Genomic DNA, 23,087 nt, shown 5'->3' on the forward strand with positions numbered 1-23,087 from the left:
TCTGATATACCCTTTAAAGCGCTTTATATGACCAGTATAAAGTTAAATCATTAAGATCTATAAACGGCTTGGAGTACGATGTAATATCGTAGGCGATTGATAGATCTAACTGATGTAATAATACAAAGTTTCAGTAATAAGGGCTATCGTCAGGACGTTTTTAGTGATGCGAATTTTTTGCAAAAAGTGTAAAGATTAAATTACACATCTATGATTGGGATCTAATATTACTCTTTTTTTATTAGGTGAGTGATTAGGGTTGTTTTATTTTCTAATAATTAGAATAGTTGCAGGTATTGTAGATGCTATGGGATAAAGCTTTAACAGTTGCTAAAGATGCGAGAGACGCACAAGTATTGTTGCCAATTGCGACTAAGAGCTCAGTTGTTTCTGAGCAAGGCATTGATTTTTTTATAAAGATCATGAATGACAATCTTAATAAAAAAATGCAACAAGGACTAACACAGAGCAATCCATTTTTACCATATGATGAACAAATGTTTGTTGATACTGTAGGGCATGAACATGTGTGTCTATTAAATAAATATCCAATAGAGGAACCCCATTTACTTATTTGTAGTAAAACATTTGTTAATCAGTCCTCCTTACTTGATCTTTATGATTTTTCAGCTTGGATACAAGGCATAACATATTCAAATGTATTAGGTTTTTTTAATTCAGCATCAGAAGCAGGTGCGAGTCAACGTCATCGACATATGCAACTGATGAAAACGCTGATCCCGTTAGAGACTATGATTGTGGCGGGTAAGTTGCCGTTTCGACATAAATTATTCACTTTTGATCGTATTAATAGTGAAAAAGTTTATTTTTGTTATTTGGCAGCAATGCATGACTTGGGGTTAACACCCAAAAAGGTTACGTTAAATAGCAATGAGCCTATAGAGTGCTTACCTTATAATATTTTATTAACTCAGCACTGGATGCTGGTTATCCCTCGGTTAACGAATCATATTGGTGATATTTTTGCTAATGCTTTGAATTACTCGGGTTGTTTTTTGGTAAAAGATCAACAGCAATATGATTGGCTAATAAAGTATGGTTGCTTACGACTATTAACGGAGTGTGTTAGACCTTAAAGTAATAAGGCTTGGAGTATTAATATTCTTTTTTTGATGGATTAGGCATTCGTATCACCGTCAAAAAACGTTTTGGATAACCACTTTGGTAATAACTGGTTTCGGTGACACCAAAGTGCTTTTTAGACGATGAGCTATGAATAAATTTAAGTAAACCAGGTTTGATCTCAGTAATAATACCAGCGTGACCAGGCTTTCTTATCTTTAAATTTGTGCCTGTAAAAACAATAAGATCGCCAACTTTAGCATTTTTTAGTGGTACTGAATTATCAAATAGTTGCGTATAGCTTGCTGTTGTTCTTGGAATTGAAATATTAAAATTTTTATAAATATATTGAATGAATCCTGAACAATCAAATCCTTTTGAAGTCATTCCTCCCCAAGCGTAAGGTGTTCCTTTATATTTCTTCGCGAAAGCAATCATTTTATGTGTATCTATTGTTTTTTTAGTACTCGGTTGACTAATGTTTTTTGTGTTTAATATATTGATTTTTTGAGCTATTGTAGGACTAGCGCTTACATTAGATTCGAAAAAAATGATAAGTAATAATGATGCAGTAAACATGATTCTATAGGATTTATTCATGGCTGTTATTATTTCTATATTTATAAAGTTAATATGTATTTATTTTGATAATAAAGGTTTATCTACAGTTTACAATAGATACTAAACATTATTATTATTGATTAATATCAAATTATATTTCAGTGTTAGGTATAACCTACAGTCATTATTAGTAAATATTAATTTATAATTTTTTAGTGCAGCTCTTAGTTAAATGAGAGTTTTTAACTATGAGTTTTTATATGCCGTATAAAATATATCAAAAAATATGTTTAGATATGATTAAAAAAATATCAAATAATTTATTAAACACTATTCATTTTTCTTTTTTGTTATTAATATTGTTTTTTTCAAAAACAACATTAGCAATACCGACCTTAACTATTTGGTCTTCGCATCAGAATCGTGATTTTTTAACATTAGTGATTGATAAATATAAAAAAAACCATGATGTTAATATATCAGTTATACAACTTGATCCGTCAGAGGTGAAAGCAGAAATTTTATTAAGTGCTCAAGGTGGGCGTTTACCAGATCTTATTGTTATTCCTTCAGATTTTTTGGGATTGCATAAGATGATGAATTTATCCTCTATTCCTCAAGATTGGTATAGAGGTAAGCTTAGTCCAGAAGTAAAAGCTTCTGTAGAATTAGATGGGAAATATTGGGGAATTCCTCTTATTCAAGGGAATTTTTTATTATTGTATTATAATAAAAAATATGTAAGGCAGCCTGCAACAGATTTTAGAAATATTATTTTAGAAAAAAAACAATTTTTAGATAAAAATATTATGCCAATGGGGTGGAATTATAATGATATGTATTATTTTGTTCCTTTTTTATCAGCCTTTAATGGGTGGCCTATCGTCGATGGAAAAATTAAACTGAATACACTAGCAATGGTTGAAGCATTAAAATATTATCATTCGTTGGCTGATCAAGGAGTTGTTAATCGCGATTGTGATTATCGCTGTTCTCAGTTAGATTTTATTAAAGGTCGAAGTGCATATTCTATTAATGGTGATTGGGCATACAATGATTTAAAAATGATGCTTGGAGATAATCTTGGTGTGGCATTATTACCTAAAGTTGATGGTAAAATAATATATCCTATGTCTAGTACATTTGTGTTAGCTTTTCCCCGTGATTCAGAGCGTTCAAAAGAGAAGTTGCAAGTAATTAAACACTTTTCTAAGTTTGTTCAACAATTAAGCAATCAGAAAGTTGTGTATAGCAAAACCCATTTGTTACCAATATCAGCAGCGTATTATAAGCAACTTAAAGCACGAGCTGATGGGGATGATTTAGTTATGTTTAATCAAATGGCATTGACAAAATCGATGCCGTCAACGATGAATATGGCTATTTCATGGCAGGCTATAGCAATCGGTTTTCAACATTATCAAGCTGGAGCAACAGCAACCTACACAGCTGAATATATGCAGAAAATGGCGATAAAACAGCTTCAATATTTGGATAATCATTGATGAAATTACGTCTAAAATCATCATTAGCATTGTTAATGTTAATTATTGCTGTTGTGCCTGCTGCGATTGTCGGCGGGTTACTTTTAAAACAACAATCTGATGTTGAAGAGAATTATCGTATTGATATGCTAAATCGATTATCTCATACTATCGAACAAGAATTTGATTATCGTTTTTCATTATTATCAACAAGCTTAGATGTATTATCTCGAGACCGATTATTTGTACAAGCCATAGATAATTTTTTTCTTGCAGGTCATGTTAATAACTCTTTAGGAACATTAGTTAGAAATACACCATTAATTCAAGCTGCTTATTTAGTTGATGACCAATGGAATGAAATCGAAAATTATAATGGTATCTATGGGCTATCTTCTTTTTTTAAGCTGGAAAATAGTTTTACTCCTCGTATTTCTCAGCATAATAAAAAGGGAAAACAATGGGTATTTTATTATAATGATGAAGATCTAATGCCACTTAAATTTAATCCGACACGTCGAGGAATTATTGTTGGTGTTCCTATTTTTCAATCGATGACAAATGGCTTAAAACGTAAACCATTAGGATATTTAATTGTTGTTGTACCCATTAAAAATATTATTAAAGTATTACAACCTTATTTAAAAGATGGCGAGCTCGTTGTTTTTACAAATAATCCCAAAGGAGGTGATAATAAATTGGATGATAAAAATAATATTATTATTTCTCAAGGGGTTATAAATAAACTAACACCAACTATAAATAAAATTATAAATATAAAGTTAGAAAATAAATATATTTCTGAGCCGATTGAATACACAATGGCAGTATATATAGACAAATATATTGGCAAAAGCCCGTATATTAACTCTCTGAAATACATAACAATATTTGGTGTTATTATTATTTTTCTGTCACTATTTAGTGCTGGTATGATATATCGTTGGATTGCTCGTCCATTAGGTGGACTAATGGAAATTGTGCGAGCTTATTCTCGAGGTGAATATAAATGCTCAGATGAAGAATTGCGATTTACTGAGTTTGTTATGGTTGAACGCTTAATTCGGACTATGTCAAAAACCATTCAGGCTCAAGTTGCTGATTTAGCTGTAACTAATAGTGAGTTAAATGCTGCATATTTAGAAAAAGAGCAAGCTAACTTACAATTAGTTAACTTTAATGATCAATTAGAAAGAAAGGTTAAAGAGAAAACATTAGCATTAAGTCATTCATTATTAAGAGAAAAAAACCAACGTTCGATGTTGCAATCATTATTAGCATTTAGTCATGATTTACAAGCTGGAAATATTATTGAAACTATAATGACACAGGTTGTTGCCTTATATCCAATGGCCGGTTGGGCGATGAGAACTTATGTTGATAATAATAATGTATGGGTGTGTGAAAATATATATAAGGTGGATTTGGATGTAAAGGAAGTGTTACCAGAGAACCATCGTGGTGATTATTATTGTCTACCAGATGGTGAAAAATATTTACATTGTTTTAAAATAAAGAATAGTCAAAATGATGTTATTGGTGTCATTGTAATGCAATATATGGAATTGCAACATGATGATTTTGAAATTATTTCACTGTTTATTCGTCAATTTGCGACTGAATTAGAAGGTCGGTTATTAAATGAAGAGTTGGCACGTATTGCGGTTACTGATTCATTAACAGGATTAGCAAATAGAAAAGCATTTGATATCAATTTAGAAGAACATATACAATTATTTAATCGTTATCCTGAGCGACATTTTGGCCTGTTTATATTGGATGTTAATGGTCTTAAACGAGCAAATGATTGTTATGGCCATAGCATGGGGGATACATTATTAATAGAGACCAGTCGGTTATTAGTGGAAACCTGTCGTTTAACCGATAAAGTTTACCGTCTTGGTGGTGATGAATTTGCAATTATTGTAGAGGCTGGAAATTGTGATAGTTGTGATGTTTTATGGCATCGATTAGAAAAGGTACGCGCTCAAATTAATTATGCATGTCTACCTGATGGAAAGCGGGTTGAAATTAATTTTGCTATTGGATATGCCAGTACCTATCAATATTCAGCAGAGCAAATTAGTTTAGTTGCAGATAAAGCAATGTATAAAGATAAGCGTTATTTCTATGAAAAAATGGGTATTAAAAGATAATAATATAACCACTGCAATATAAAAAATAGTGCAGTGGTTTTAATCAAATGTAGACTGGCTATTTATGATTCGAGTAATTATCACCTTTAGCCATTCGATCATATAAAATCACATTCACAGCAGCGGCAAGGTTCATACAACCTTTAGTTGGAACGTAAATAGTTTCACGACAAAAATCGGTGATATCTTTTTTTAATGTACCATCTTCTGGGCCAAAAATATAAAACGCACGTCTGGGATGTTTATATTCTGGTAGTGGCTTCGCATCATCAATTAAATCAACAGCGACGGGCACACAGCCTACAGGAATAATTGCTTTTAGATCTTCAACACCAATTAATGGAATATCAAGCGCAACATTTTTGGTATCAGTACAAAATTGCGCAGCATGGTCATAACGAGTGCCAGTATAAAAGACAGAGTTGACACCATAACAACCCGCAGCTCGCATAACTGATCCTACGTTTTCAGGTGTTTTGGGATTAAAAAGGCCTACGCAAGAGTAACCCTGACTTTTTTTGCTCATATGCACATCTACTTTAGAAATTGAGGCGTGATTGTATACCTAAAGGCGATATTTTTGCAGTAGGTATGGTGAGTTAGGTGAGAATAAAACAGGAACTTAGGCTCCTGTTTTTATTTGTGGGGTTATTTACCGCAACATTTCTTGTATTTATTACCACTGCCACATGAGCAAGGATCATTACGATTAGGTGTTTTATCAAATGTTGTTGTGATTGGTTTGTTTAACGTTGCTGTAAGTTCTGCGATATCTTCAACAGCATTAGCGTCTACTGTAATAGTTGCAAAAAGCTGTTGTTCTGCAAGTTGCACTTCTAGTTCTTGTTGACGTTCTTCTGAGTTCACAGTTAATGTGAGTGGGTTGGTTTCCGTGCCCAGTTTAGTTTCGCGCTTCGTATTGTAGCCACAGCTGCTGTGTTTTGGCTTCTTTTCGATGCGACCTTTATAGAAAAATTTAGACATGGGATAACCTACTTACTATGAAATATTAGCATTCTTATTATTTAATAAGTGCGCTCAATAACGAAAAAGCCACCAAAAGTAAGGTGGCTGAAATTGCGGGCATAATAACCGCCATTGTGTTGCTTATCAAGTATTGTGCAGATGCTGTAGTAATAAAATATGCTCAAAAATGTAGCAGACGATGTTTGATTCTCTACCTATATTCAAGTAATCGATTGCATTGACCTGAAATTATCTTCACACTTAGGCTGTTAATAGAACTCAGTTATGTGTAGTCAGGCGTTAAATTTAACTATATCAATGAAAAAACCTATCAAATTAATAGGTTTTTTCGTCTATCACTGTTGCTAATAATCGTTAATATACACAATATGGAAACAGTAAACGGTATAAAATTAGCTGATATGTTAATACATTAGCAATAAATGCTACAGACTGGATTTACTAATTGGCTGAAATGATAATTAAGGTATAACAAAAATTTTCACTTTTTATCTCGAAAAAATAGAGAACAAATTGAAAATTACGGCATAATGAGGCCCGTTATACCAAGCAATTGATTGCTATACCAGGTCGAATGATCTGTAAATAAATGGGAACATTACATGGTTAAACCAGAAAATAACGCAATTGTGATTTTTGGTGCGTCAGGCGATTTGACTCATCGAAAATTAATCCCTGCGTTCTATCACTTATACGCTAACGGTTTATTGCCAGAAGATTTCGCAATTTTAGGTGTTAGTCGCACGGCATATAGCGATCAAGAATTTCGAGATAAGCTTCGTTCTGCATTAGAAGAAAATGAAAAAACAGATGCAGCAATATTAACGAAGTTTTGTCAGCATTTATATTATCAAGCATTAAACACCTCTGATGCAGAGCAATACGCAGTATTAAAACAGCGTTTAGATATATTTAAAGATACTCATCATACTCAAGGTAATGCGGTTTTTTATCTTGCAACACCACCTAGCCTTTATGGCGTTATTCCTGAGTGTCTTGCTGCTCATGGTCTTAACGATGAAGCTGACGGTTGGAAAAATCTGATTGTTGAAAAGCCATTTGGGTATGATCTTGAATCAGCTATTTCTTTAGATAAGCAGATTCATGCTTGTTTCCAAGAGCATCAAATTTACCGTATTGACCATTATCTAGGTAAAGAAACGGTACAAAATTTATTAGTTTTCCGTTTTGCTAATGGTATGTTTGAACCATTATGGAATCGTAATTTTATTGATTACGTTGAAATTACTGCATCTGAAGCTTTAGGTGTTGAAGATCGTGGTGGCTATTACGATGGTGCGGGTGCTGTACGTGATATGTTCCAAAACCACTTATTACAAGTATTAGCGATGGTGGGCATGGAGTCTCCTGCGGCTATTAACGCTGATTCTATTCGTGATGAAGTCGTTAAAGTGATGCAAAGCTTTAAACCTTTATCCGAAGATGATCTGACTAACAATTTAGTTTTAGGTCAATACACTGAATCTGATGTTCGCGGCAAGCATTTAGCAGGCTATCGTCAAGAGCATGGTGTTGATGATGAATCTCGAACTGAAACATATGTTGGCATGAAAATGTTTATCGAGAACTGGCGTTGGAATGGTGTACCGTTCTACGTTCGTACAGGTAAGCGATTACCAACACGTGTGACAGAAGTTGTTATTCATTTTAAGAAAACACCGCATCCAGTCTTTGGCGCAAATGCACCTGAGAATAAATTAATCATTCGTATTCAACCGGATGAAGGTATCTTAATGAGCTTCGGCCTTAAAAAACCAGGGGCTGGCTTTGAATCTCAAGAAGTGTCAATGGACTTCCATTATGACAAACTTGAATCAATGAATATGCTGACTGCGTACGAGCGTTTATTATTAGATTGCATGAAACAAGATGCAACGTTATTTGCTCGTACTGATGCAGTAAAAGCGTGTTGGAAATTTGTTCAACCAATTCTTGATCATAAAGAACAACCTGAACATCTATTTGGTTATGCAGCAGGTACATGGGGACCAAAAGAAGCTGATGAGCTTTTAATTAATGATGGTCGTCAATGGCGTTTTCCATGTAAGAACTTAGCTAATACGGATTATTGTGAGTTATAACATGCTTAATTATAAAGTGTTTGATACCCCGCAAGATGTGGTTATTTCACTTGCTAAAACCATGCAAGCGATGAGTCAGCAAGATCATGCCGTACATATTTCATTATCTGGTGGTAGTACACCTAAATTATTGTTTAACGTATTAGCGCAGATGCCTTTTGCGAACAATATTCAATGGAATAATCTTCATTTTTGGTGGGGTGATGAGCGTTGTGTTGCACCAACCGATGCTGAAAGTAATTTCGGTGAAGCGAATGAGCTGCTGTTTAAACATATCGCGATCCCTGCTGAAAATATTCATCGTATTCGTGGTGAAGCAGAACCCGTTGCTGAATGCGCCCGTTTTGCAGCTGAAATGGATGCAGTGATTCCACACCGTAATGGTTTGCCAGCCTTTGATTGGATTTTACTGGGCATGGGGGGTGATGGCCATACTGCGTCTTTATTTCCACATCAAACTGATTTTGATGATCCTGCATTAGCAGTGATTGCCACTCAGCCACAAAGCGGTCAATTACGTATTTCAAAAACAGCACGTTTACTTGAAAATGCAGATCGCATTACTTATTTGGTATTGGGTGAAGGTAAGGCTGAAGTCTTACATGAAATAAATAGTTTACCGGCAGCAGAGTTAGTTTACCCTGCGGCAAAAATTAAAGCGTCTCATGGCGAAACAGAATGGTATTTAGATGCAGCAGCGGCAAAACTGCTTGCACAAGGAGAATAATATGAAAGGCGATATCGGTGTTATTGGTTTAGCTGTTATGGGTCAAAACTTGATCCTTAATATGAACGACCATGGTTTTAAAGTTGTTGCGTTTAACCGTACCGTTTCTAAAGTAGAAGAATTCCTTGAAGGTCCAGCAAAGGACACTAACATTATTGGTGCGACATCATTAGAAGATTTGGTGTCTAAACTAGAATCACCACGTAAGATCATGCTGATGGTTCGTGCGGGTGATGTTGTTGATGCATTTATCGACCAACTTGTACCATTACTAGATAAAGGCGATATTATCATTGATGGTGGTAACTCAAACTACCCAGATACTAACCGTCGTGTTGCAGAGCTTGAAGCCAAAGGTTTATTGTACGTAGGTTCAGGTGTTTCTGGTGGTGAAGAAGGCGCACGTTTTGGTCCTTCAATCATGCCGGGTGGTTCTGAAGCTGCATGGCCGGCGATCAAACCAATCTTCCAAGCTATTTCTGCAAAAACAGCAGCAGGTGAGCCTTGTTGTGATTGGGTTGGTAAAGATGGTGCGGGCCACTTCGTTAAAATGGTTCACAATGGCATTGAATACGGTGACATGCAGCTAATCAGCGAAGCATATCACTTTATGAAATCTGGTCTTGAGCTTTCTCACGATGAGATGCAAGCGATTTTCCAAGAGTGGAATAAAACTGAGCTAGATAGTTATTTAGTTGAAATTACAGCTGAAATTCTCGGCTATAAAGATGAAGATGGTCAACCACTGGTTGAGAAAATCCTTGATACTGCTGGTCAAAAAGGTACTGGTAAGTGGACGGGTATTAATGCGCTAGATTTAGGTATTCCTCTAACGTTAATCACAGAAGCTGTATTTGCGCGTTGTGTTTCTTCAATGAAAGATCAACGTGTTGAAGCTGAAAGCCTATTTGGTAAGACGATTGCTAAAATTGATGGTGATAAGAAAGAGTGGGTTGATGCATTACGTCAAGCACTACTTGCTTCTAAGATCATTTCTTACGCACAAGGTTTTATGTTAATTCGTGAAGCTTCAGAAGAATTTAACTGGGATCTAAACTACGGTAACGTTGCACTTATGTGGCGTGGTGGTTGTATTATTCGTAGCGCATTCCTTGGTAATATTCGTGATGCATACGATGTGAACCCAGACATTAAATTCCTTGGTTCAGATACATATTTCAAAGATATTTTACTAAGCAGCATGCCTGCATGGCGTAAAGTTGCATCAAAAGCGATGGAAATTGGTTTGCCAATGCCAACTATGACATCAGCACTAACATTCCTTGATGGCTATACAACAGCAAGCCTACCTGCGAATATGATCCAAGCACAGCGTGACTACTTTGGTGCTCACACTTATGAGCGTGTTGATCAGCCTCGTGGTCAGTTCTTCCATACAAACTGGACGGGTACTGGCGGTGATACTGCATCGACAACTTACGACGTATAATGCGTAAGTGATAGAAATAATTAAGCCACCGAAACGGTGGCTTTTTTTATACGTGGTTTATTGTGAGTTATTTGCATTTAGCTGGCCATGCGCTGGCAATATAATAATGCGCGTAATTCCATATTTTCTGCTTCAAGTGCCACTATTTGCTTGTGTGCCTCTGTGCGCATATCTTCATTTGTTGTACGTGTTTTTTCAAAAATATCACTCAGTGCACTAAATAACTCTTCACCAGCAAGTAGCATCTCTTTACCACTGATTTCAATATTGTAAGAACGCAATAAATCACGCGCATAAATTGTTAGATCACCTCTGGCGCGACCTATTTCTCTGTCAATTAATGGGCAAGTGTGGGGGTAGGCGAAACCTGACATATTCTGTACCTTTAAAGTCAAATATCCATAAACATACAATTGTTATAAACCTCCATGCCTATAAGATAATTTTCGCTTACATTTCAATATTGATCAATATATGCACAATAAGTTTGACGAAAAATAAACAAACGTCTCTTTTTTGATACATATTAATCAGTAACAACGCTGCTGAGTGAAGTCTTAATTATCTGTTGATGAGTGTTAATTACAGTGATTTTTGGGTAAAAATAAACCCTCGCATCTATTAAGAGTACGAGGGTTTAAATATCACTTTAAAATCAAATGATTAACTTACTTCAATGGGGCCACCAAAGGCGGTTACTGGTGGTAATTCGCCTTTGAATTTTTCAATATTGACCAAACATGTTTGAGCACTGGTCGCTTGTGCTAATTCAGAGGTTGGAATATCCATGGTTAGAGTATTTGGATCACCATAAGTATCAATCGCACCAACTTTTTCATTTAATGGACCGTACCATGCGCCTTCCTCTATACGGACGACACCTTGTGGGTAGCTATCTGTGACAACAGCCCCTGCAAGTAATTGACCGCGGTCATTAAATACCCGTACTACATCACCGTCTTTAATACCTTTAGCCGCAGCATCTTTCGGATTGATATAAACAGGTTCACGTCCTTGCACTGTATAAGTTGCGCGGAATTCATCTGATTCACACATTTGTGAGTGCAAACGCTTATCGGGGTGACAAGATTGCATCCAGAATGGGTGTTTATCAGAACCAGGTCCACCATGAGAACGTTCTGTTTTTTCAAACCACATAGGGTGACCTTGACAGTGTTCATAGCCATAACGAGCAATTTTTCGGCTTGATATTTCAATGAAGCCTGACGGTGTACCCAGTGCATTGATTTCAGGATCTTGACGGAAATCAGCATGGCGAACCCAAGGCTTACCCGTACCAAAATCGAGGAAACCTTGCTGCCAGAATACATTAAACTCAGGCATGTCGAATTTGCCAGCGTTAGCTTTACGGCAATCGTTATACAGCATTTGAACCCATTGCATTTCATCCATGCCACGGGTGTATTCATTATTTTTACCAAAGCGACGTGATAATTCGGTGAAAATATCAAAGTCAGTTTTTGATTGATATAACGGATCCACTAATTTTTGCATCGCAATTAAACCGCGACCACTGTATGAGCCCATAACGTCAATGTCGTTACGTTCAAATTGAGTACATGCTGGCAGTACAATATCAGAGAAACGACAGGTTGCTGTCCATGCAAAATCAATCGTTACTACAGTTTGTAATTTTTGGAACGCTTGCTTCATGCGGTTACGATCTTGGTGGTGATGCCAAGGGTTGTTACCGCTGATCACCATCATTTTGTAATCAGGCAGAATGACTTTAGAGCCGTTGTACTTAATTTCTTTGCCGGGTTCTAAAATACAGTCAACAAAACGAGCAACAGGAATAGTACGACTATAACCATTGAAATCGTTGTTATCCCATTTGGGTTTTTGACCTTCATCGACGTTACGAGGGAAACCACCTGGTGCGGCAAATCCCGTTGATGGCACACCGATACCTGAGTAGTGATGACCATAAGAAATACCACCGCCAGGTAAGCCAATTTGGCCAACCATCGCCGCAATAACCGCCCCCATCCAGTAAGGTTGCTCACCATGTTCTTGACGTTGAATACACCAACCAAACAGAATTTGAGTACGCTCTTTAACTAGCATACGAGCAAACTCACGAATTTGATCAGCGGGTACGCCACAAATTTCAGCCGCCCATTCAGGTGTTTTCTCAACCTTGTCTTTGGTTTCGCCTGTTACGTAACCAATGAACTCGTCAAAGCCCAAGCAATACATCTTGATGAATTCTTTATCGTAAAGGTTCTCAGTGTAAAGTGTGTGCGTCACACCCAACATAAACGGCACATCCGTTTGTGGGTGAAGATAAAGATGCGTGTTTTCTAAGTAACGTTGAGTCTTATTTTTAACCGGATCTACCGAAATAACATTGATCTCACCTGTTGCCACTTTTTCTTTAAGTTGTGCAAGGTAAGGGTAGGACTCATGGGTTTCACAGTTCCAACCTACTTGGAGGTTTTTAACGGGATCGTTAGCCCACAAAATAATATTCTTACTGTTGTCTAAAATTTCAGACCATGATGTACCTTGAGCATACACTTCAGTCGAACCTAGTACGTAAGGCATGATGGTTTGGCCTGCACCTGTTGAGTAGTCGCCAACTTTGGTGATGTAGTTACCATGCATACCAACAGCACGTTGCATATGACTCGTACAACTATGGAATTGACCAGTTTGACGCCAGCCTGTTTGACCAGCGTGGAGCGCCCATGGACCATAGTCTTTTTGAATACGTTCAAGCTCACGGTAGAACAGATCTAATGCTTCATCCCATGTTACGCGGACAAAGCGATTATTACCGCGCGTTTCGCCACTGAACTTATGCTTTTTAAGCCAGTCTAGACGTACCATTGGATAACGAACACGTGATGGATTATAGATAATACCTTTAATGCCATTGAGCATTTCGGTTGGATTTTTATCTATTTCAATCGCTTCAATTTGTTGTACTTTACCCGCGTAGATTTGTGCACGGAATGCACCCCAATGTGAACCTGAATAGCGCCATGTGCCTTGACCTATATCGTCACTTGCAAACACTTTTGCAGAGGCGAGTAGGCTCGGACCAATCACTGTTGCCGCACTTGTTGTGGCAATACCTTTTAGAAAACAGCGTCTTGATACAGACATAGTATTTACTCCATCAATGCTTAGTGTTGGTCATTAGAAAAATCAGAAGAATGCTTCTGTAAGTACTTCAATACAATAGCTTCGCTATCACGGTCAAAGTTTACAAATGCCAACATACCGTTAAACATGCCTGGCCATGTATTGGCATCAAAGTGTGATTCAGCTGGTTGGGTGTGACATACTGAACAGTTGGTGGTGTAAGCTGTTTTTGCTTGCGCCCATACTGGTGTGATGTCATTGACTAATGAATCTTTAGGCATCCATACTGTTGCTGTTACACGCTGCCAAGGAAGACCGGTTAAGTCATCAACTTTCTCTTCGTATTTATCAACGACTTTATCGTTCTGTGCCGATTCTTTAAGTAAAGAAGCAACAGGAATATTCATACCAAAATCTTCCTGAATAACACGACCGTAGCCTTTATCTTTACGCCAACCTGCAATTTCAACTTCAACGGCATCATCGGTTTCATCAATGACTTTGACACCAGAAGCTGGGTTTAGAATACCGGCCTCAACTTTCATGGCTTTGTCTTCATAAACAGGTAAGAAGCGAACGCTATAAATCTCTTCGCCTTTGCTGTAGTCCGTTCCATGAGAAAGTTGAACTAACTCTGATACCATGCCACCACTGGTATCCATATCTTTTGGTAAGTGGTGCGCAATCCCTTTATGGCAGTCGACACAGCTTTGATCTCGCTCGGCGGCGTTTTTCATTTGTACGCGAGCAACGGGTGACATTTTTTCAAAGTCCATACCTTTGTAATCATGGCAATCACGGCATTCTTGTGAACCATTAGCTTTGAAACGTTCCCATTCATGCTGTGCTAGCACAATGCGGCGATCTTCAAATTTTTCAGGAGTATCAATAAAGCCAGCAAAGTGGGCAAAGACTTCTTTACTTGCTTGTATTTTTCGTGAAATTTTGTCAGTCCAATCGTGAGGAACGTGACAATCAGGACAGGTTGCTCGAACACCTGAGCGGTTTTTATCATGAATAGTATTAACATATTCAGGCACGACATTGTCAGCATGACAGCTTACACAGAATTCTTCAGTATTGGTTTTTTCAAGGGCTGTATTAAATCCACCCCAGAAAATAATACCTGCAACAAAGCCACCGAGTGCGAGCACTCCGAGGCTAATATGAACACTTGGACGTGATAGGGTTAGCCAAGCTCTTTTCAAAAATGCTTTCATTATTGTATCTCTTTATATGATGCTTACAGCGTAAAGTAGGGAATCAACCACCGTGACCGGGAGGACCAAAGACAAACAATTGCAACATCCACACTGTGAAACCGTAACCACCAACGAAAATGACACTTAAAATAGGGAACAGGAAAATGATAATGAAAAGGAACATTTTCCATTCGCGGCTACGTGTTTTCTTGGCAGTAGAATCAGTAATACTGCTCATAAAACCTCCTAAAAATGAGTTAAAAGTGAAAGTTATTTTTTATAAATAGTTATATCAATTTGAATTTCAATGTGATCATAAGGTAGACCGCTGTACTTATTCAATTACTAAATGCATTATTTTGTTATTAAAATAGTATTTTTTTGAATTTAAACTGATTTATTAATATTAAAAATAAAGATATATAATTTAATTATTAATTGCGTGTAATTGTTACAATGTACGTATTAAATAAAGCGATAGTGATGTTTGTTTTTTGTTGGTGTTTATGGCGTGTTATTGGTGTTGTTGTTAACTGTTATGATGTTATTGATTGGTTGTGTTGGTTGATAATCGGAGATGTGATGATTGGAAATGTATTTAATGAAAGTCATCATAAGCTTAATTGTTAATAAAATTACTTATTAAGACGTAATACAAGCAGTATTTTTAATAAAAAGAGAGAGCTATTAGATAGCTCTCAACTAACGATTAATCAATTAATTGGTATTCTCGACGTAAGATGTCAATAATTTCATTTTTTGGATCTTGGCTTAGAATAATTGATTGTCCGGTGATCTTTTCTGCGATATTGGTATATATTTTAGATATCTGCATCAATATCTCTTGAGGAAGAGCATTGTTTGCGGCTAATGCAAAACGTTCAGGCATCCGTTCTTTATTTAATAAGATATCTGGATCTGGAAAATAATTGAGTAAGACTTGACGGAAATCTTCTTTGGAATTTTCAATAATTTGTCCGTCACGATAAGCGGCACCGTCCCAAATTCGTGATGAATCTGGTGTACCAACTTCATCCATATAGATAAGTTTTTCATTACCACTGGTATCTGTGACGTAGCCAAATTCAAATTTAGTATCAACAAAAATTTGGTCTAACTGCGCTAATTCATTACTAATAACTGTAAAACCATCAGTTAATAGTTTTTCATAGTATCCAATATCATCAATATTACGGAAATTGAAAGCCTGATAATTATTAATGAGATCGTCACGAGTTATATTAACATCGTCAGCTTCTGGTACATTAGGAATGCCTTTTAGAATGCCTTTTGTTGATGGTGTCATCAGTAGTTGGGGTAGTTTTTGATCTTTCGTCAATCCCTCTGGGAGTTGAATACCACAGAATTGACGTTCACCTTGAGTATATGATCGCCACATTGAACCTGTAATATATTGGCGACAAATAGCTTCCACCATTACTGGTTTTGCTTTCTGTACTATCCAGACAAATGGATGAGGAATATCGAGAATATGACTATCGGCTAAGCCATTATCTTTAAATAGTTTAAACCAATGATTTGAGATTGCGTTGAGTGCAGCCCCTTTACCTGGAACACCTTTCAAACCACCTTCGCCATGCCAAATACAGTCAAAGGCAGAGATACGATCACTGATAATCATAATAGCAAGAGGGGCATCAGGTTGAACGTTGTAGCCTTTTTGTTGAATAAGACGACGACTGTCTGCTTCTGTTAGCCAATAAACAGAGCGTACTTTTCCACTATGAACGGGTTTATCTGTACGAATGGGAAGGTCGTCATTGACGGCAAGAACTTGATCTGCAAGGTTCATGGTGAAATTCCTATTTCAAAATAATGACATCGAAATACAGAGTACTTAAGATGAAAATCACGTTAAGTACTCATCTTATCATCCATAATACTCGGTTCAATCTTGGACTGCCAGTAAAAAAGCAAACGATTGCTTTTTTGGTTTTAAAGCAAACTAAATATAAAATATGGTAGTGGAATACCATACTTTATATTATGAGATAGTGTGCTAGTGGGAATTAAAAACGTTGATAAAAGGCATGCAAATCACGTGGTGTGATATAAAACATATGCAATAACCATTGTTTAGTATCGTTTATATTGAACCATTCAGGTGTGAATTGAAAATGACTCCAATTAGTGACGACCTGTAATGCACCGTCATAACTTGGTGCTAGCTCAAATAAAATAACAATAGCGATAATTTGGGCAAGGCTAATAAAAGGTTTAGTAAAGGCAAAGGGTTTCAGTGCCGTACCAAATGATGATTTAAAGCGTTTATTTGATAAATCAACACTGTATATTTCATCTAAGACTAAATGAACAATCCCGCCAAGCAATACAAAACAGCCTGCAAACCAACTATTTGTTGCCGTATGGCCGAGTAATACACAAATATGCACACAACAAAGAGCTATCAGAGTAACAAAAGAAATAGAATGGCATGCACCACGGTGGACGGTACAACGATCAAATACTGCTTTGCCAAAATAACGAATTGTAATAAACAATGATACGACATACAGGATCAGTTCTAACATTGCCACATGAGTATAAATGTGGCTAATGAGAAGAAAACAACAAAACCCCGCTAACAGCGTAAATAAGGCTTTCATTGATGTTGAATGATCTGAGTCTATGTCAGGTAAAAGTCCACCGATGGTGCCAAAAAAGGTCATCCATAGTGCAATGCTAGGGCTAATATGATCTGCAGACAATAATGTGGTTGCTGTTAAGCCACTGACAATTGCTGCAATCGTGAAGTGGGTTGAGAAATTGGCCAAGAAAAATAAGTTCCAACTGGATACATATACAGGTATTTATCATTGTTAGTTATCATAGTTCAATATTTATCACTCTTTTAGTGCAATTAATGAAATTGACTGAGTGAAAAAGAATCAATTTTGATATTTGCGATAATGATGAGGGATAAATTATTTATGAATAAGTGGCACATAAAATCAGTATAGCAGCCGTATTCGATATAAAAAGAATACGGCAACTAGATAGCAAAATGTGTTTTGATTAGCCGGTGATAAGTGCTGATATAATACCGATAACACCTCCGAATACGCCTCCCCAGATCACTAACCAGCCAAGATGCTCACTGATCATTTTTTGGACCATTTCTTTAACCATTTTAGGAGTAAGCTCGTTTAAACGTTGATCAATAATATCTTCAATTTTACTTTCAATATCATTCAATGTTTCAGGCTTAATTAATTGTTGTTTAAGTGCAACTTTAAAATTGTCTTGTTGGCTGATGTCTATGACTGATTCTTGCATTTTTGCTATGAATGGCTCTCGTAACGGTTCCATCGCTTCTGGGCCTCCCATCATGGTTATCATGCCTCCAAATGATGAGTTCATAATCACATCAAGTAATGAATCAAATGTTGGGGCGAAGTCAATCTTGCTGATAATTGGTTGCATATCAAGTGATGCGGATTGGTCAGTATCTTGGTTTAAAAAACGGCTAATATTTTGTTGAGTGAAAAACTGTTCCATCATTAATGCTTTTATTGCAGCTTTAAATGCTTCAAAACGAGCAGGAATAACCCCTGAACCATAAAGTCCAGGTACTTTTTCAAATAACATATAAATGGCAAGCCAATTGGTTAATGCGCCTGAAAAGGCAAATAAACCACAATAAAGAATAATATGTTGATTGCTAATATAACCAATGAATAAAAGTAGAAGAGAGAGGGCATTAGTCATGAAACTTTTGTTTTTTAGCATGTGTAGTTCTTAGTAGTTATAACACCGATAGTCACGGTCATAGGGTGGTCAGTAAATAGCATTTTGCCATTGATAATGAGTTCAAATTCTAACAATAGAAATTGGTGAGCGCTACATTTGCGTTCGTTCACCTTCAATAACGGCTTTGCGATTTAAACTTTACATGGCAGTTGTTATACTCGCTAGCTATGCATTTATTGTCTTACTGAGTATTTTTAATGACCCGTTTTACCGCCGAACAAACTGCTTTTATTCATCATAATTCAGGTAATGCACTGTGTGTGGCCGGTGCTGGGACGGGAAAAACAACAACATTAGTGGGAGTTGTTGAACATAAATTACAGACTATATCCGCAGATAAGATGTTGGTATTAATGTTTAACCGCGATATTCGCACTGATTTTAAAGCCAAATTAGTTCAAATACCGACAGCAGAACGTGTCCCCGTACATACTTTTCATAGTTTTTGTTTTCAGTTATTGAGGCAATCGGGTTATTTATCGACAACGGGTTATCAAATCGATTTTAACAGTGGTGATAGTGATAAAACGATAGCTAAACTTGTATTACGTCAGATGGCAGCACAAGAAAAATCATATCAAAAACAACAGACGTTTAAAGATCCCCGTACTATTGAATTATTAATGAGCTTTATTGGGTTAGTAAAAGCGCATATGCTGCCACCTAAAGAAGTGTTTGAACTCTCTGAAATTAATAGAGAATATGCTTTTATAATTGAAGCGTTTTGGAATTTTGAAACCATACGTAAAGAGCGTAAACAGTTATTTTTTGATGATTGGCTAGTAGAAACTATTCAATTACTAAAAAATGATCATGCTTTACTGGCTCATTATCATCAATGTATTCAATTTATGATGGTTGATGAATTCCAAGATATAAATACTGCGCAATATCAATTGCTGAAATTACTATTATCACCACAGGCTCAATTAGTTGCTGTGGGAGATGTCGATCAGTGTATTTATAAATGGCGTGGTAGTGCGCCGCAATTTATGCTTAATTTTGAACAAGATTTTGCACCAGCAACAACATATAGTTTATCGCATACATTTCGATTTGGTCATAGCCTAGCATTAACTGCGAGTCATTTGATTGCTAATAATAAGCAACGATTTCATGACTTTCAAACTATTGCTCATGAATCAGTAGCTGATACGTCTGTTGAAGTGATAGGTACAGCGCGTCAAGTGGGTGAAATCGCTCAATCAGTGGCTGATTTTATTTCACAAGGCGGACAACCTGATGACGTTGCTATTTTAGTTAGGCGTTGGTCACAAGCAATGCTATTTGAATTGGCATTTTTAACGAAGAAAATTCCTTACCATATGCCTATTGGCTCGGTATTAACACATAGTCGTGAAGTAAAGTTGTTAATGGATATTATGATATTAGCGACAGGGCGTTTTTTGACATTAGCTGATAATGATAAAGCCAATTTACTGTTTAATTTATTATCATTTCCACATTGTTATGTGCCCAACAAAAGTTTACGACCATTGTGTGAGTCATTATCACAACGACCAAGTAATGAGTGGTTAGTATTAATAAAGCAAACTGAAAAAATTCAACCAACATTAAATTTAGACACGTTTAAAGATCGGATTGAATTGCTGTTAATGTTGCAGCGTAAAGGTAATTTTAAAGCTTTAGATGTCTATAGGCAGTACCGCCGTGACAGTGATCTTGATAGTTGGATTTGGAAAACAGAGGCAACAGCAACAGAAATAGAAGAGGCTGTTGAGCGTTTAGACAGTGTTGAAACTGTATTAGAATCAATGGATCAAAATTGTGAGAAAGCACTACAATATTTTGAATATTATACTCAACAATCTGCGGCTGAAAACCAAGCACAACATAATAACAGCGTGCAACTAACCACGATCTTCAGAGCTAAGGGGTGTGAGTATAGTCAAGTTCATTTACCTTATTGGGATAAAGATGCCTTTCCTTATGTAAACCGGTCATCATTAGGCATTTCGGCTGATACAGAAGAAGAGCGTCGACTTGCTTATGTCGCGATAACACGGGCTAAACATAGTGCCAAAATATATTATACGGTTGAGAATACCAAAAAAGATCATTATGTCCGTAAAGACAAAAATGCCAGTCAATTTATTCTAGAATCAAAGGCAGAGATCGCACAGGAAATTGGACCTCAACTGTATCATGGTGGTGAATTGCCATATCATAAATCAGCTGTAGTACAGGGATATTATCGTCGATTAGCACGTTTTGATGATATGCAATCACCACCAAAACCCGCTTCTATTTCATTACCAGAGTTAAATGTAACGGGAGAGAGTGTATATAGTTATGAGTGGGCATTACAGCAACCTATACCGGATAAAGCTGAGAAATTGATTCGAAGTATGGTACAAACAAAAACGGTCAAATATTTAGAAACAGAAGTGGTACGTATTATACGAGAATTGAGGCAAGCAGGCACAGAGAAACAAAAAGTATTGATTAATCGTCTTATTGTTGTCGCTCGTGCCAAAGCTCGTAAATATAGTTAACTCTGAACAATAAATAATTTATCGATGCTCTCGATTAGCTCGCATTTCACGTTGGCCTAAATTTTGCTGAACGGCAAATTCAAGACGTTCACGTAATTGACGGGATTTAGTTTCAGTATTTTTGAGACCAAATGTTTGTAAGAATTTTTTTATCATAAACGTTCTATTAACTCATTATTAGATAAAGAATAATCCTGTTAATTACTCGATTATTCTTTAATTTTAGTGAATTAACATCGTCCTTGAGCTTTTTCGCTCCATTATATCGTCGGTTAGAAAATCTAAGGATATAAAGGATGTTAAAATAGTAATAAGCATAATGGATTAACTTGTAATAAAACGTTGTGCTTATTTGTTAATTTTATGGCAGCATTTTTTTTCTGTCAAAGTAATATTAAGCCGTTATTGTAAAAGCCGATAAGATGCTAAAAAAGACATAGATCACACTTTTGTTGACTGGTTTTGCCATTTATCCACGACTAAAGCGGCTATTAAATCCCCTTCCACATTAACAGCAGTACGGAAAGTATCCAGTGGGCGCTCAATAATAAGTAATATCGCGATTGCTTCAAGTGGAATACCTACTGCGAGTAATACGAGTTGCATACCTGACATTGAACCTGATGGCATGCCTGGAGCACCAATGGATGACACCATTGCCATAATAAAAATGATAATAAGTCCTGATGTTCCAAGATCAATACCATATAGTTGAGCTAAGAAAATAGCGGCAACCCCTTCAAACAGCGCTGTACCATCCATATTCATGATTGAACCTAATGGTAATACCATACTGCTCGTCGGTTGTGATATACCTAAATCTTCTTGTGCTGTTTGTAATGAAAGCGGCAAAGTTGCAGAGCTTGATGAAGTTGCAAATGCCATTGCCATTGGAGCAGATAGGGCTCTAAAGAGCGTTGAATATTTAATACCTGTAAATACTTTTGCAAGTAGAGGTAAAACTATTCCACCGTGAATTAATGTCAGCACAAAGACCAATAAAGCGAAGAGTGCTAACTCACCAAAAATACTGTTACCACTTTGAGCGGTAAACTGAAATACAATTGCAAATACGGCTAAAGGTGCAAGTTTAATAACTACCGATACGACACGGTTAATGGCAATGTTAAGGCCTGAGATGATGTCGAAAATAGGATGTTTAGGTGGCAAACTTGCGAGTAAAGCAATACCTAGTAATAGCGCAAAAACGACAATAGCTAATAGATTTGTTGTTGCTAATGCTTGAAAAGGGTTAACTAATGCCATGTTAAATAATTTTTCTGCAATAGCCCCACCAGAAGATGTATTACTATCAATTAATTGAATATGACTACCGACGGTTACTTGTGCTGTATCAACTAAATGTGGCCATTTAGGGATCGCAAGTGAGACGCCAAGACCTAAACAAATGGCAAGGGTTGAAGTTAGACTATAAAAAGCAATTGTTTTATAACCTAATGTTTTTAATTGTGACGTTGAGCCAATGCTTGTAATACCTTGCAGTAATGAGAATAACACGACAATACCAACCAACATCTTGAGTAAACCGATATAGGTTGTTTTGGTTAGCATTAATAATTTAAAAGCAGTCGTGTGTTCAAAACCTACTTGCAAGGGCAATAAAGAGGCGAGACTCCATGCAAATAGAGCTGCAACCATTAATTGGAAAGGTAATGATTTGAATAGATGACGGTTCATGGAAAAGGTCTCTGTTCGGTGTCAGTTTCGTAATGAGAATATAAAAAGAAAAACTTGGTATTAAAGGCTTATTAGTTATATCGGGTTTACATATAGATTGCCTAATCCAAGGGATATGTTAAATATAAATTGTAGTGTAAAAATAAAAACGCTCTGACATTAAATGTCAGAGCGTGGCAAATGCCATTCTCAATTAACGATGATTTGGGTTTATATCCAAATAAGGTATTGTAAAACAA

At 36.4% G+C, this 23,087-nt stretch carries 19 protein-coding genes; 7 read left to right on the forward strand and 12 right to left on the reverse strand.

Going from position 1 to position 23,087, the window contains the following annotated elements; all coding sequences use genetic code 11:
• Positions 1–302: 302 nt before the first annotated feature.
• The gene (locus OC457_RS05460) at positions 303–1,097 is read left to right on the forward strand and encodes a phosphorylase (protein WP_080175814.1); all 795 of its coding nucleotides are present in this window, start codon (positions 303–305) and stop codon (positions 1,095–1,097) included.
• Positions 1,098–1,116: 19 nt separating this feature from the next.
• Here the strand turns inward: OC457_RS05460 and OC457_RS05465 are convergent, their stop codons facing one another.
• Complete coding sequence (locus OC457_RS05465; RefSeq protein WP_306341395.1) at positions 1,117–1,662, reverse strand: C40 family peptidase; 546 nt, start codon at positions 1,660–1,662, stop codon at positions 1,117–1,119.
• A gap of 230 nt (positions 1,663–1,892) precedes the next feature.
• Between OC457_RS05465 and OC457_RS05470 the strand changes: the two genes are divergently transcribed.
• Both OC457_RS05470 and OC457_RS05475 read left to right on the forward strand, forming a co-directional pair.
• Positions 1,893–3,149 carry a sugar ABC transporter substrate-binding protein gene (locus OC457_RS05470; RefSeq protein ID WP_235866980.1) on the forward strand — a complete coding sequence of 419 codons (1,257 nt, stop codon included), beginning with the start codon at positions 1,893–1,895 and terminating at the stop codon, positions 3,147–3,149.
• The gene (locus tag OC457_RS05475; RefSeq protein WP_235866979.1) at positions 3,149–5,284 is read left to right on the forward strand and encodes a GGDEF domain-containing protein; all 2,136 of its coding nucleotides are present in this window, start codon (positions 3,149–3,151) and stop codon (positions 5,282–5,284) included. The genes OC457_RS05470 and OC457_RS05475 overlap by 1 nt, the downstream gene beginning before the upstream one ends.
• A 58-nt stretch (positions 5,285–5,342) precedes the next feature.
• On the opposite strand, the gene OC457_RS05480 is transcribed toward OC457_RS05475, so the two are convergent.
• Together OC457_RS05480 and OC457_RS05485 are read right to left on the reverse strand one after the other, a co-directional pair.
• The gene (locus OC457_RS05480; protein WP_045043652.1) at positions 5,343–5,810 is read right to left on the reverse strand and encodes an RNA methyltransferase; all 468 of its coding nucleotides are present in this window, start codon (positions 5,808–5,810) and stop codon (positions 5,343–5,345) included.
• Between the two features lie 122 nt (positions 5,811–5,932).
• Positions 5,933–6,268 (reverse strand): PBPRA1643 family SWIM/SEC-C metal-binding motif protein, encoded by a 336-nt coding sequence (locus OC457_RS05485; RefSeq protein WP_080175812.1) that lies wholly within the window; start codon positions 6,266–6,268, stop codon positions 5,933–5,935.
• Between the two features lie 605 nt (positions 6,269–6,873).
• Here OC457_RS05485 and zwf point away from each other — a divergent pair.
• From zwf to gnd, 3 genes are read left to right on the forward strand one after another with little or no spacing between them, the layout of a single operon-like run.
• On the forward strand, positions 6,874–8,373 hold the full coding sequence (gene zwf, locus OC457_RS05490; RefSeq protein ID WP_080175811.1) for a glucose-6-phosphate dehydrogenase: 1,500 nt from the start codon (positions 6,874–6,876) through the stop codon (positions 8,371–8,373).
• Between the two features lies 1 nt (position 8,374).
• Entirely contained in the window at positions 8,375–9,100 is a 726-nt protein-coding gene (pgl, locus tag OC457_RS05495; RefSeq protein ID WP_080175810.1) for a 6-phosphogluconolactonase, read from the forward strand.
• 1 nt (position 9,101) lies between these two features.
• Complete coding sequence (gnd, locus tag OC457_RS05500; RefSeq protein WP_080175809.1) at positions 9,102–10,550, forward strand: decarboxylating NADP(+)-dependent phosphogluconate dehydrogenase; 1,449 nt, start codon at positions 9,102–9,104, stop codon at positions 10,548–10,550.
• 77 nt (positions 10,551–10,627) lie between these two features.
• Here gnd and OC457_RS05505 read toward each other — a convergent pair whose 3' ends face one another.
• The 7 genes from OC457_RS05505 to OC457_RS05535 form a co-directional block, all read right to left on the reverse strand.
• Complete coding sequence (locus tag OC457_RS05505; protein WP_080175808.1) at positions 10,628–10,924, reverse strand: hypothetical protein; 297 nt, start codon at positions 10,922–10,924, stop codon at positions 10,628–10,630.
• A 289-nt stretch (positions 10,925–11,213) separates the two neighbouring features.
• Complete coding sequence (torA, locus tag OC457_RS05510; protein WP_080175807.1) at positions 11,214–13,682, reverse strand: trimethylamine-N-oxide reductase TorA; 2,469 nt, start codon at positions 13,680–13,682, stop codon at positions 11,214–11,216.
• 20 nt (positions 13,683–13,702) lie between these two features.
• A complete protein-coding gene (torC, locus tag OC457_RS05515; RefSeq protein WP_080175806.1) occupies positions 13,703–14,881 on the reverse strand; it encodes a pentaheme c-type cytochrome TorC in 1,179 nt (392 codons plus the stop codon).
• Between the two features lie 43 nt (positions 14,882–14,924).
• Positions 14,925–15,101: a trimethylamine N-oxide reductase system protein TorE gene (torE, locus tag OC457_RS05520; RefSeq protein WP_080175805.1), complete on the reverse strand. Its 177-nt coding sequence runs from the start codon at positions 15,099–15,101 to the stop codon at positions 14,925–14,927.
• Positions 15,102–15,572: 471 nt separating this feature from the next.
• Positions 15,573–16,676 carry a phosphoribosylaminoimidazolesuccinocarboxamide synthase gene (locus OC457_RS05525; RefSeq protein WP_080175804.1) on the reverse strand — a complete coding sequence of 368 codons (1,104 nt, stop codon included), beginning with the start codon at positions 16,674–16,676 and terminating at the stop codon, positions 15,573–15,575.
• A 217-nt stretch (positions 16,677–16,893) separates the two neighbouring features.
• A complete protein-coding gene (locus OC457_RS05530; RefSeq protein WP_080175803.1) occupies positions 16,894–17,658 on the reverse strand; it encodes a metal-dependent hydrolase in 765 nt (254 codons plus the stop codon).
• A 241-nt stretch (positions 17,659–17,899) separates the two neighbouring features.
• A complete protein-coding gene (locus tag OC457_RS05535) occupies positions 17,900–18,613 on the reverse strand; it encodes a DUF445 domain-containing protein (protein WP_080175802.1) in 714 nt (237 codons plus the stop codon).
• Positions 18,614–18,831: 218 nt separating this feature from the next.
• Between OC457_RS05535 and OC457_RS05540 the strand changes: the two genes are divergently transcribed.
• Entirely contained in the window at positions 18,832–21,150 is a 2,319-nt protein-coding gene (locus OC457_RS05540; RefSeq protein WP_080175801.1) for an ATP-dependent helicase, read from the forward strand.
• Between the two features lie 18 nt (positions 21,151–21,168).
• Here the strand turns inward: OC457_RS05540 and OC457_RS05545 are convergent, their stop codons facing one another.
• Both OC457_RS05545 and OC457_RS05550 read right to left on the reverse strand, forming a co-directional pair.
• Positions 21,169–21,306, reverse strand: a complete 138-nt coding sequence (locus OC457_RS05545; protein WP_162841694.1) for a hypothetical protein — start codon at positions 21,304–21,306, stop codon at positions 21,169–21,171.
• Between the two features lie 285 nt (positions 21,307–21,591).
• Positions 21,592–22,848, reverse strand: coding sequence for a dicarboxylate/amino acid:cation symporter (locus tag OC457_RS05550; protein WP_080175800.1), 1,257 nt, complete (start codon positions 22,846–22,848; stop codon positions 21,592–21,594).
• Between the last annotated feature and the right edge of the window lie 239 nt (positions 22,849–23,087).

This window comes from Photobacterium toruni (assembly GCF_024529955.1).
Taxonomy (GTDB): Bacteria; Pseudomonadota; Gammaproteobacteria; order Enterobacterales; family Vibrionaceae; genus Photobacterium; species Photobacterium toruni.